Below are 11,815 nucleotides of genomic sequence, written 5' to 3'. Positions count from 1 at the left end.
GCCAGCAGAAAAAACGCGAGCCAATGCGTCATCGAGTGGCGCGGCGAGCGCGGCCACAGACACCGCAACAAACGCCGCAGCCCCAATGTCAGCACCGCATCGACCGGAAGTGGTGAGTACCGTCCCTCGCTCACGAAACGTCACCCTGCCCGTCCACCAACGACACCGAAGACGAATCGGCTCCGCCGTCCAGAAACGAAAACAGCACGCCAGCCGCGATTGCTCCGGCCAACGGCGCGGCCCAGAACAGCCACAACTGATCCAGCGCCCAGTTGCCGACGAACAGCGCCTGCGCGGTCGAGCGTGCGGGATTGACCGCTCCATTGGTGATCGGAATGGACACCAGGTAGACGAGCATCAGACATGCGCCGGTGATGAACGGCGCAATCGTTGCCACCTCTTTTCGAACGACGACCAGCAGGCATGCTCCGACAAACACGAACGACAGCACGCATTCCACGACGAGCGCCGCATGCAATGGATAGTCGGCGGGCGAATGAGCGCCGAAGCCGTTCGCCGCGAATTCACTCGCGGAGAGTTCGAAACCTGGCCGGCCGCTGGCGAGGTAGGCGAGCAGCGCCGCGGCGACTATTGCGCCCCAGATTTGCGCAGCGATATAGGGCAAGACATCACGTACGGGAAAGCGCTGCGCGATCGTCAGGCCGATGGTGACGGCAGGATTGAAATGCGCGCCGGAAATCTTGCCGAAGGCATAGCTGCCGGTAGCAAGCGCAAGACCGAACGCCAACGACATTTGCAACGCGCCAGTGCCCTGCAGCACGCCTGTGGTGTCCAGCACCGTACTGCCGCAGCCGACGAACACGAGCCAAGCCGTACCCACACCCTCGCTGCACAATCGCTTGCCTAGCGCAACCATCTCTATCCCGTCCAACAAGTATGAGGCACAGACGCCAAACGATCGCGCGAAGAGGTCTGCACCGGATTCCCCTGATCCATTGGTAATCGGATCACGAACCAGCCGCTTGGCAGTTGCGGCGCAAGGCGCGCAATGACAGGCGCGCCAGGATTATTGGGTGCCCCCCACGCCACGGCAATCAGATAAGTCTGATAAGGGCTACCTCAAATCCATCGAGAACAAGAATTTTTGACCGTTGCTGCGCCTCATATCAGCCCAATCTGAGTGGCGTAGTTGATCAGGTCGGCTTCTGTTTCCAGTCCGAGCTTGCGCATCGCGCTGCGTTTTTGCGTGCTGATGGTTTTGTCGCTACGTCGCAGACGTGTGGCGATCTCGTGCACCGCGAGGCCTCGCACATAGAGTTGAAACACCTCCCACTCGCGTGCGCTCATCACACCGCCGCGCCGGGGCGGCGCAGGCTCCGCGGTCGCAAGTGCGGCCCGAACCTGTTCCGATAGATGGGTGCCCCCGGCGGCAACGGCTTCGATTGCGTCGATCAATGCGTCCACGGCGTCGCGCTTGTCGACGATTCCAGTCACGCCGATATTGCGCAAGCCGGCCAACACATGCGCGCGCCCAATCATGGTCAGCACGACCACGTGGGGATGCGGCGTGCGCCGTAGCAGCCGGCGCAATAGCGGCACCGCGCTGGTGTCTCCGTCGAGTCCCGGCATGCCGATGTCCGACACGACGACGTCGCATGCGCAGGCATCGAGCAGCTTCGCGAGACCACGGGTGTCGGCAGCTTCGCCGACAATTTCGATATTCGGCTTGTCGCGCAGCAGAGATCGGACGCCCGCGCGAATGGAGTCGTGATCGTCCGCCACGACGACGTGAATCTTGTTTGGCATTCTTTTCCGTGACTTTTTTATGGTGTCGATCGGGCATACCGCACGAAATGTGTCCCCCGGTTATGCCGATATATTCGCCGCGCGGCTGCGCAGAATGTTGCCGCCCGCTTAACGGCTTTGACCAAGCCCTTCTGGCACTACGCCATACTCGACTGCGAAGCGAAACAGTTCGGCGTCGCTATTCAGCGACAGCTTGCGCATGGCCATGCACTTCTGCGCGCTGATCGTCTTCACACTACGTCCCAGCCGCGTGGCGATTTCCGTGACGCCGAGTCCTGACGCGTATTGCGTAAAAACCTCGAACTCTCGGCGAGACAGGGTGGCGCGCACGAAGTCGAGACGTTTCGTCAGCGTGACATCGGCCAGCATGGCGCGCACCGCCGGACCGACAAAACATTCGCGCGCCAGCGCCATGACCACCGCCACATGGATCAGATCGATACGATCACGTTTGCTCAGCAGCCCATCCACGCCGAGCGACATCACTTTGCGCAGCGTCGCCGCCTCCGTTTCCATTGTCAAAATGACGAGCGCCACGTTGGGATAGCGCGCCTTCAACTGCCTGACGACGTCGAACCGGTTGTCGTTGTGCCCTCCTGGCATGTAAAGGTCCATCAGCACGAGATCGCAAGGACTGCGATCGACTTCGATGAACAGTTCGGCGACATCCGCCGCACGGCCAACCACCTTCAGGTCCGGATAGTTGCCAATCAGATTTTCTATAGCCAGCAGAACCAGCGGATGATCATCCGCAATGATCGTTCGAACAGGCGAGCCTGATGCAGCCATGAGGTTCATCGTCTGGCGCTCCTCGATACTTTCATTTCTCGACCTTGTTATGTGTGACCGGCGCTCACGCAATGGTCGAGCATTTCTATTGCGACAAACATCAGAGCGCTCTGAAATGGTACGAACAACCGTATGCCTGATGCTTAGGGTCTGTTTACATATGGAACGCACGTGCGAATGCCCGCTATCGGCCGTCCCCCAAGGGGACTTCCTTCGGGGCGCAGGGCAAGGAGTAAGGAGCGCTGCGTGGCCGCGCCACGTGAGCGACGCACGACGCCGCCATGCGGCCGATAGCGGGCATTCCCCTGGAATGAAATTCAGAACTGGGGTGCGTTCCATATGTAAACAGACCCTAGTCTTCCGATTCGAGGAGGACCGTGCCGCAGGCGCGCACACAGGAAAAAAGCGCGGGGTCGTCGTTGACGCCAAGCCGCGCCATCGCTTCGCGCTTGTGCCGGCTCACCGTGCGGCGATGGCAGCCGAGCGCCGCCGCGATCTGCACGATGGACTCGCCGCTCACGAGCCTGCGCAGGATGTCGGTCTGCCGCTTCGACAGCAGCAGGGCCGACACGAACCGACCGTTGTCCGGCTGCAAACGCGCGAGCGTTTCGACTACCGAGCGGCCCAGGTAGCGCGCGCCGCGCGCACTGTCGCAGACCGCTTGCGGCAGTTCCTCGAGCGAATCGGCTTTGCCGATCACACTGACCGCGGCATCGGCGACGACGACACGCAACATCGCGGCATTCGTCTGCCCGGTCACGACGACGACGCGCAATGACGGCCACTCGCCACGAATGCGCCGGATCAGGCCGAGTCCGTCGCCAATCTCGCCGGCGGGCTCCGGCATGGAAAGATCGACGACGAGCACGTCGCACGGTGTGTGTTGCAGCAATGCGATCAACGCAGTGGGCATCTGCGCCTGACCGACGACGGACAGACCTTCGTGCGCCTCCAGTGTCGATTTCAGGCCAAGCAGGACGAACGGGTGATCGTCCGCCAGAATGATTCGAAGATTTGTCACGATTAGTCTCGCTCGTTATAAGAATGGTCGAAATGCGCGCGGCAGTGGCTGTGCAGGCGGCAGGCGTCGACCTGCGTCGCGGCACTCAAACGACGTGCCGGAAAAGCCATCTGATCACCCTCGCAAATTCACGACAATCGGAGCGTTCCTAATCCAGATCAATAATCGGGATAATTTATAGTTCGACCAATCAATATGCGCACCGTGATTCGAATCGAATCAAAATCAATTCGGCAACGCAAAGCGCGCGCTGTTCGCCCCATGTCTCACGCCGCATCGCAAGCACGCGTCGCGCGCATCGCACGCGTCGACGCGGCGCGCGGAAACACCGGCAATGCGAGCAACGCGCAAGCGCTCGCCACCGTCCACACCAGCGGCCATGCTCCGATAGACAGCAGCGCCGGAATCGCGAGCGGCGTCACGAACAGCGTGAGGAACACGCAGGTGTTGCCCATCGCGAGCGCGGTGCCCGCGCGGCGAGTACCGGCGAGCGTCGCGAGTTCGGTGAACGCGACGCCGTGCCACGCCGACGCGCTAATTCCGCCGAGTACGATCATCAGCGCGAACGGCGCGACCGCCCCGGCGCGACGCAGGCCGATGAGCCCGGTCGCGAGCGCGAGCAGCACGAACAGCACGGCGGTCACCAGACTGCATGCCCGCATATACGCGCGGCGGTTGCCGCGCCGGTCGGTCCACGCGCCGCTCCAGACCCGCGCGATCGCGGCGCCAGTCTGCACCGCGGCCATCGTCGCGCTGATCGCGAACACGCCGGCACGCCCGAAGTCGTGCAGGAACACCGTGCCGAATGTGATCACGGCAATCTGCGGCATGCACAGCGCGCCCGCGCCGAGCGCGACGCGCCAGATCGCGATGTCGCGCAATGGGGAGATCATCGGCGGCGGTGCGCTGACGTTCGAGGAGTCCAACCTCCGACCGTTAGCCGCCGCAGCACGGGCCGTCGCAGCCGCGCGCGCCCCTTTGGGCGCCGGCGTATCGTCCGCGTGTGCGGGCTCGTGCAGCCAGCGCCACGCGAACCATGCCGTGATCGCGCACGCCAACGCCAGCACCGCATAGGCGCTCGCAAAACCAAAGTGCGAGGCGAGCACCGGCAGGACCACTGCGCCGAGTCCACCGCCCGCCGGCACCGCGGTTTGGCGGATGCTCATCGCGAGGCCGCGCTCGCCTTCGCGAAACCACGCCATCACCGCCCGGCCGCTCGATCCGTTGACGCTGCCGCCCAGCAGTCCGACCAACAGCAGCCCGAGCGCGAGCGGGACGATGCCGGGCACATGCGCGCCGCCCGGCGACACGAACAGCGCGAGACCGGCGAGCGCGACCGCGGTCGACAGCAAGCCGAGCAGCAGCACCCGGCGATCGCCCCAGCGGTCGGTTAGCAGCCCCCACGGCAGCTCGCTGACCGCAATACCCAGGCCGAGCATGCCGAGCACGAGGCCGAGCCCGTGGTTGCCCAGGTGGTAGTCCGAGCGTAGGAACACCGCTGTCGTCGGAATCCCCGAAAATGCCGCCGAAAAGCTCGCATTCGCGGCAAAACCAACGCCCAGCACCTTCCAGCGATGCCGCGCGCCGCGCTCGCCGGTGCCGCCCGACGCTGTCATCGATCCGTTTTCCATCACACCCTCCGTGTGTCATTCGAGGGTATGCTACGGCTGGGCATTCCATCGGCAAAGCCGGAAATTTAGATCGCCACCATCGGAAAAACCGAATCATGAGCCAGCGTGGTTTCGACCTTGCGCAGTTGCGGACCTTCGTCGCCGTCGCCGAATCGGGCGGGGTGTCGGCAGGCGCGCAGCGCGTGTTCCTGTCACAGTCGTCGGTAAGCGAGCAGTTGAAGAAGCTCGAGGAGCGCGCCGGCCAGCCGCTCCTCGTGCGCAGCCGGCAGGGTGTGAGTCCGACGTCCGCGGGCGAGCGCCTGCTCGAGCATGCGCGCCGCATCATCGCGATGAGCGAAGCGGCCTTCGACGACCTGCAAGGCCGCTCGCTCGACGGCGAGCTGCGCATCGCGATCACCGATTACTACCGGCCGCACGACATCGCGCGCATCCTCAAGACGTTTTCGGAACAGCATCCGCGGCTGAAGCTGCACGTGACGGTGTTGCCGAGCGCGGTGATCGACAGCGGCGCGGACGATCACGCGTCGTTCGACATCGGTTTGTCGGCGCGGCTCGTCACAGGCCAGCTGCGTGCGCGCGGCGCGGGTGCCGGTGCCGCGAGCATCGTCGTGCGGCGCGAAAGGTTGCTATGGGCCAGTTGCGCCGATGCCGCCACCCGCCCCATCGCGCCGTATCAACTGGTGCTGCTGCCGTCGACGTGTCAGTTGCAGCGCTTCGTCGTCAAGCTGCTCGACCAACACAAGGTACCGTACGTGGTGTCGCATTCGGCGTCGGGCGTCGCGGGCCTGCAGCTCGCATTGAAGGCGGGGCTCGGGATTTCCTGTCTGAACGAGTCGTCGCTCGGCGGCGGCGTGGTGGCGTGTGCCGCGAACTTCGGCTTGCCACCGCTGCCCGCCATCGAGTTTCATCTGCTGCCGCGGCGTCCGGGCGAAAGCGAGTTGGTCAGCAATGCACGTGATGCGCTCGTGCGGCTCTTCGCATGACGCACAAATGAAATTCACAGCAAAATTTATCGATCGACATCAGCTAATCACATTTACATGATGCATTGCGATCGATAAGCCGCGGCGCGACGATCGCGACGCAGCACTGCTCGATGTGCCACGGCGTACTCGGCACCGTGCAGGTCACTGCGCCGGCGCTCGCCGGGCAGTACGCCGACGTGACCTACAAGGAATTGCGCGACTTCCAGAGCGGCCAGCGGCAAAGCGCGGTCATGCAGTCAATCATCGCGGGACGCAGCGACCAGGATCTGCACGATCTGGCGGTGTACTACGCGTCGCTCGCGCTCCCCGCGGCGGCCGAGAAGACCCGCGCCGGCGAAGGACCCGATGCGACCGCAACCAGGCTCGCGATGCAGGGCGACCCGCAACGCAATATCGCACCGTGCGCGGCGTGTCATGGCCAACTCGATCGCAAGGGCGCGGCGCGGTGGCTCGGCGGACAATCGGCGGCCTATCTGGCCGCGCAGTTGCAGGCGTTCGCTTCGGGCGCGCGGCGCAACGACATCAACGAGCAGATGCGCAAGTCGCGCGGCAGATGACGCCCGAGGAAATCGATGCCGTGGCGAGGTATTACGCGGCCATGCAGTAGTGGGGCGGTGAGAGGCCGCGGGTTGACGCAGCGCAATGGCTCGCGTCACGCTGCGACCAACTCGCTGTCCAGTCTCCGCTCGCCGGTAACACCGGCCAGCTTAGCGCCGGGCGCCGGAGCACGGCTGCGCGATTCGTTGCCGGTCCGGAACACCGCCACCGCCGTCGACAGGCGCCGCGCCTGATCTTCCAGCGAACTCGCCGCCGCGGCCGCCTGCTCGACGAGCGCCGCGTTCTGCTGCGTGACCTCGTCCATCTGACCGACCGCGCGATTGACCTGATCGATGCCGGTGCTCTGTTCGAGCGCCGCCGCCGCGATCTCGTTCATGATGGAACTGACGCGCGCGATCGCGCCGACGATGTCGTTCATCGTCGTGCCCGAGCGCTCGACGAGCTGCGAGCCCTGCTCCACGCGGGTGGTCGACGCGTCGATCAAGCCCTTGATCTCCTTGGCCGCCGCCGCGCTGCGCTGCGCGAGCGAGCGCACTTCGCTCGCGACGACCGCGAAGCCGCGTCCCTGCTCGCCCGCTCGCGCCGCCTCGACTGCGGCGTTCAGCGCGAGGATGTTGGTCTGGAACGCGATGCCCTCGATTACGCCGACGATATCGGCAATCCGTCGCGAATCGTCGACGATGCCGTGCATCGTGCCGACCACCTGCTCGGTCAGCTCGCCGCCCCGCGCGGCCAGTGTCGAGGCGCCCTGCGCGAGCGAGCTCGCCTCTTTCGCGTTGTCGGCCGTCTGCTTGACCGTCGTGGTCAGCTCTTCGATGCTCGCGGCCGTTTCCTCGAGCGCCGCGGCCTGCTCCTCGGTGCGTTGCGACAGATCGGCGTTGCCGGCCGCGATCTCGCTGACGCCGGTATCGATCGAATCGGTACCTTGACGAACCGCGTTGACGGTCGCGATCAGCGACTCCTGCATTTTGCGCAGCGCGGCCGCGAGACGGCCCATCTCGTTGTCGCTGAGCACCTCGATGCGGCCGCTCAGGTCGCCGTTGGCGATGCGCTGGAACTGCGCGATCGTCGCATCGACCGGCGTGACGATCGCGCGCACGAGCACGAAGCGGGCGAGCAAGCCGCCGACCAGCGACAGCGCAATGCCGATCGCCACCGCCGTGCTGATCGCGTAGAACAGGTCCTGCGCATCCTTGTAGCGCTGTGCGCCGTGATCGAGCTGCAGCTGCTCGAGCGCGAGCATGGCCTTCTCGTACGCGCTGTACAGCGACGGCAGTTTATGCGCCTGCAATTGCTGGAAGGCGTTGGTGTCGCTCGACTTCAGCGCGGCGAGCGTCGGGTCGACGCCGTCGTGCAGGAACGCGTCGCGCTTCTGCTGCATGTCGGCGATCAGACGCTGCTCATCGGCATCCGTGCCCGCATGGCTCAAATAGTGGGCAAGCCGCTCGTCAGAGGCTTTGCGGTACTGATCGAAGCGCTTGAGCACGGCGCTCGCGCCGTCCTGATCGTTCAGCGCGACGAGCGACGCGTACGTCGCGAGCGCGAGCCGCAGGCGCAGCAGTTGGCCGGAGCTGCCTTCGAGGTCGGCGACGGCGGGCGTGTCGACCGTGTACATCTGTTGCAGCGACGCGTTCGACGAGCGCAGCGACAACAATCCCGCGGCCGCGCCGAGCAGCAGCACGATGCCGAAGAACACGATCATCAGGGTGAGGCTGGTGCGAATCGACAGCTTTTTCAACATCGGACTGGTCTCCTTGGGCTGCCCGGCCGATGATTCCGTATCGTTGACGATAGCTGCATGGCCACGCAGGCTGCGCCCTCGCCGTTCGGCCCGGTCCGCAACTTGTCTGAAAATTAAGCAAACAGCACATTCGGGACAACGGCGGATCGGCCGAAAACTTTATGGTTGATCGCTCGCCCGGCTTGCGTTACATCAATAGAGTCCCGAAGCCCGTTTGCTGAAGCCCTTCTGTCGAAACCCCTTCCTGCCCGGAGCGCGCCCATGTCGGAAATCGGTTCGACCGTACTCGTGTTCGCGCTGCTGCTGATCGCCACCGGCCTCGGCGTCGGGGTGCGGCCGCTGCTGCCGGAAGAGCACAAGGCACACGAGACCGTACAGCTCGTGCAGCTCGTGATCGGCATGCTGGTGACGTTCGCCGCGCTGGTGCTGGGTTTGATGACGGCATCGGCGAAAGCGAGCTTCGACACCGCGTCGAACGATATGCGCAGCTATGCGGCCGAACTGATCGAATTCGACTCGACGCTGCGCGAGCTCGGCAGCGCGGCCGACGAATCGCGGCGCCTGTTGCGCCAGTACACGGCGGCGGCGATCGCTTCGACATGGCCGCGCGAGCCCGCGCCGAGCGGCGACTATCCGCGCGATCTCGGGCCGCCGGGCAATCCGCAGCAACTAGAAAACGTGCATCTGGGCGACATGCTGACCACGGTGGGGCGGCAATTGCGACAGCTGCGCACGCAGGATGCGTTGCATCAACGTGCACTCGATGACGCGTTGACGCAGTACCGGCGCGTCATCGATGCGCGCTGGAAAATCATCGAGGAAGCGCACAGCTCGATTTCGCAGCCGTTCTTCAAGACGCTGACGTTCTGGCTAGCCGTGATCTTTCTGAGCTTCGGGTTGATCGCGCCGCGTAATGCGTTGGCGCTGGTGACGATATCGCTGGGAGCGGTGTCGATTGCTTCGGCGGTTTATGTGATCGTCGATCTCGACACGCCGTTCACCGGGCCGATCGTGATTTCGAGTCTGCCGTTGCGGGATACGTTGGAGCATTTGAGTCGGTGAGTTTCTGACGGAATGCCCCGTCCGCGCGTATGACGTAAAAAAAAGCCGGCAAACAGAAGGCGGAAAGGCCCGCTTTCCTGGCAGAAAGCGGGCCTCTGTTTTTGTGTCGATCAGGGGGACGCTGGTCGGCTCGGCATCGAGCCGCAACGATCAGAACGGAATATCGTCGTCCATCTCGTCGAAGCCGCCGCCAGCCGGCGCGCTCGGACGGCTCGCACCGCCACCGCCGCTACCGCCACGCGAACCGCCGCCCGACGACATCGCGCGGCCACCGCCGCCGCCGCTACGCTCCGACGGCTCGCCACGGCTATAACCGCCTTCATCGCCGCCACCCATCGACGCGCCGCTGCGGCCGCCGAGCATCTGCATCTGCTCCGCGACGATCTCGGTCGAATAGCGATCGGTGCCGTCCTGCGCCTGCCACTTGCGCGTGCGGATGCGCCCTTCGAGGTACACCGACGAGCCCTTCTTCAGATATTCCGCCACGATTTCCGCGAGGCGGCCGAAGAACGCGACGCGGTGCCACTCGGTGGCTTCCTTCATCTCGCCCGACGCCTTGTCCTTGTAGCGGTCCGTCGTCGCAAGGCGGATGTTCGCCACTGCGTCGCCGCTCGGAAGATAGCGGACTTCCGGATCGGCGCCGAGGTTGCCGACCAGAATGACCTTGTTCACGGATGCCATGAATTTCTCCTGTTGATTCCTGTTGCAGGCGGCGCGGCACTACGCGGTTCGCGTCTCACGGCCGGCAGGCCCGAGACCAGAAGAGCGCCTCTGCCCGCCGCCGGGTGAGTTCTGGATGATTCGGGAGGTGCCCCGAGTACGCTGTGTTATGCCTTGCGCGGCGGCTGTTTCATCTTTGCGGCGATTATAAGCCAGCAAAATACCAGCCCGGAGCAGGCGAAGAAAACCGCGCTCTGGCCGTTCACCTTCAGCAGCCAGCCGCCGACCATTCCGCCTAGCGCAAGACCGATCGACTGCGTGGTGTTGTACACGCCGGCCGCGGCTCCCTTGCGGGTACCGGGCGCGAGCTTCGACACCAGCGAAGGCTGCGAGGCCTCGAGAATATTGAAGCCGAGAAAGTACACGAACAGGATCGCCGCCACACTCAGAATCGTATGCGGAGCAACGCCCAATAACAACTGGCCGATCAGGATAAGAGCGATCGCCGACAGCAGCACGATCTTCATCTTGCCGCGCTTCTCGGCGGCGATGATCGCCGGCACCATCATCACGAACGACAGCCCCATCACCGGCAGATACACCTTCCAGTGTGAAGCGACCGGCAGCCCGCCCGCTTCGAGAATGCGCGGCACGACGAGGAACAGCGCGGTTTGCGTGGCGTGCAGCACGAGCACGCCGAAATTCAAACGCAGCAGCTCGACGTTGTGCAGCACTTCGGCGAACGGCGCGCGCACATGCACCGGCTTCGGCGCATCGGGCACAACCCATATCACGACGCCGATCGCGAGAATCGAGAACACGCCGACCAGCGTGAAGAGGCCGCTCATGCCGAGCCAGTGGAACACGATCGGCGCGCCGACGATCGCGACCGCGAACGACACGCCGATGCTGCCGCCGACCATCGCCATCGCCTTCGTGCGATGTTCCTCCGAGGTCAGATCGGCGATGAACGCGATCACCGCCGACGACACCGCGCCCATCCCCTGAATCACCCGGCCGACGATGATCCACGTCATGTCGTGCGCGGCCGCCGCGACGAAGCTGCCGATCGCGAAGATCAGCAGGCCCGTCGCGATCACCGGCTTGCGGCCGACCTTGTCGGAGATCCAGCCATAGAAGATGTAGAGCATCGACTGCGTGACACCGTACGCGCCGAGCGCGATGCCGACGAGCAGCACGTTTTCGCCGCCGGGAATGGTCTTCGCGTAGATCGAGAACACCGGCATGATCATGAAGAGACCCAGCATGCGCAGCGCGAAGATGGCGGCAAGCGACACGGTCGCGCGCAATTCGGGCGCGCTCATGCGTGTGGAGATGGCGGACGGATTGGACATCGAAGCGTTGTTTGAATGAACCGGGCGGCGAGCCCGTGGGGGCAGCCTTGGCCGCCGGCACAGTGGAGCAGAACGAACAGGCAGGCGGCTAGCCCCGGCATATCGGCGGGTCCGCGCCGACGAGACGCGCAAAGCCCGTGCCCCATCGCCCCCGCTCGCCCCTCGCGGCATCTTGTACTCACGGAAAACGGCCCCAGTTACGCCTTTTTCCCGCTGTCAGCACACCGTAACGGCGGTCTGGAAAA

At 64.4% G+C, this 11,815-nt stretch carries 10 protein-coding genes and 1 pseudogene; 3 read left to right on the top strand and 8 right to left on the bottom strand.

The features are described 5' to 3' along the window. Positions 1–130: 130 nt before the first annotated feature. The 5 genes from aqpZ to F6X39_RS29435 form a co-directional block, all read right to left on the bottom strand. A complete protein-coding gene (gene aqpZ, locus F6X39_RS29455; protein WP_090805580.1) occupies positions 131–877 on the bottom strand; it encodes an aquaporin Z in 747 nt (248 codons plus the stop codon). 245 nt (positions 878–1,122) lie between these two features. Further along, the gene (locus F6X39_RS29450; protein WP_184053864.1) at positions 1,123–1,767 is read right to left on the bottom strand and encodes a response regulator transcription factor; all 645 of its coding nucleotides are present in this window, start codon (positions 1,765–1,767) and stop codon (positions 1,123–1,125) included. A 108-nt stretch (positions 1,768–1,875) separates the two neighbouring features. Then, positions 1,876–2,565 (bottom strand): response regulator transcription factor, encoded by a 690-nt coding sequence (locus tag F6X39_RS29445; protein ID WP_187619164.1) that lies wholly within the window; start codon positions 2,563–2,565, stop codon positions 1,876–1,878. A 343-nt stretch (positions 2,566–2,908) separates the two neighbouring features. Next, on the bottom strand, positions 2,909–3,577 hold the full coding sequence (locus F6X39_RS29440; RefSeq protein ID WP_184053870.1) for a response regulator transcription factor: 669 nt from the start codon (positions 3,575–3,577) through the stop codon (positions 2,909–2,911). A gap of 266 nt (positions 3,578–3,843) precedes the next feature. Continuing rightward, positions 3,844–5,208, bottom strand: coding sequence for an MFS transporter (locus F6X39_RS29435; RefSeq protein ID WP_187619163.1), 1,365 nt, complete (start codon positions 5,206–5,208; stop codon positions 3,844–3,846). A 95-nt stretch (positions 5,209–5,303) separates the two neighbouring features. Here F6X39_RS29435 and F6X39_RS29430 point away from each other — a divergent pair, with 95 nt between their 5' ends. Further along, positions 5,304–6,191, top strand: coding sequence for a LysR family transcriptional regulator (locus F6X39_RS29430; RefSeq protein WP_187619162.1), 888 nt, complete (start codon positions 5,304–5,306; stop codon positions 6,189–6,191). 71 nt (positions 6,192–6,262) lie between these two features. Continuing rightward, positions 6,263–6,801, top strand: a pseudogene (locus tag F6X39_RS29425) (c-type cytochrome); the annotation flags it as partial. 45 nt (positions 6,802–6,846) lie between these two features. Here F6X39_RS29425 and F6X39_RS29420 read toward each other — a convergent pair. Beyond that, complete coding sequence (locus F6X39_RS29420; protein WP_187619161.1) at positions 6,847–8,493, bottom strand: methyl-accepting chemotaxis protein; 1,647 nt, start codon at positions 8,491–8,493, stop codon at positions 6,847–6,849. A 261-nt stretch (positions 8,494–8,754) separates the two neighbouring features. On the opposite strand from F6X39_RS29420, the gene F6X39_RS29415 reads away from it, so the two are divergent. Further along, the gene (locus F6X39_RS29415) at positions 8,755–9,555 is read left to right on the top strand and encodes a hypothetical protein (RefSeq protein ID WP_187619160.1); all 801 of its coding nucleotides are present in this window, start codon (positions 8,755–8,757) and stop codon (positions 9,553–9,555) included. 150 nt (positions 9,556–9,705) lie between these two features. Here F6X39_RS29415 and F6X39_RS29410 read toward each other — a convergent pair whose 3' ends face one another. Together F6X39_RS29410 and F6X39_RS29405 are read right to left on the bottom strand one after the other, a co-directional pair. Continuing rightward, on the bottom strand, positions 9,706–10,236 hold the full coding sequence (locus F6X39_RS29410) for a single-stranded DNA-binding protein (protein ID WP_187619159.1): 531 nt from the start codon (positions 10,234–10,236) through the stop codon (positions 9,706–9,708). A 146-nt stretch (positions 10,237–10,382) separates the two neighbouring features. After that, on the bottom strand, positions 10,383–11,570 hold the full coding sequence (locus tag F6X39_RS29405) for an MFS transporter (RefSeq protein ID WP_184027022.1): 1,188 nt from the start codon (positions 11,568–11,570) through the stop codon (positions 10,383–10,385). Positions 11,571–11,815 lie beyond the last annotated feature (245 nt).

The sequence above is a fragment of the Paraburkholderia sp. UCT2 genome, from assembly GCF_014397665.1.
GTDB classification, from domain to species: domain Bacteria; phylum Pseudomonadota; class Gammaproteobacteria; order Burkholderiales; family Burkholderiaceae; genus Paraburkholderia; species Paraburkholderia tuberum.
Note: the sequence above shows the minus strand (reverse complement) of the source record. Positions and strands in the feature narration are given on the sequence as shown.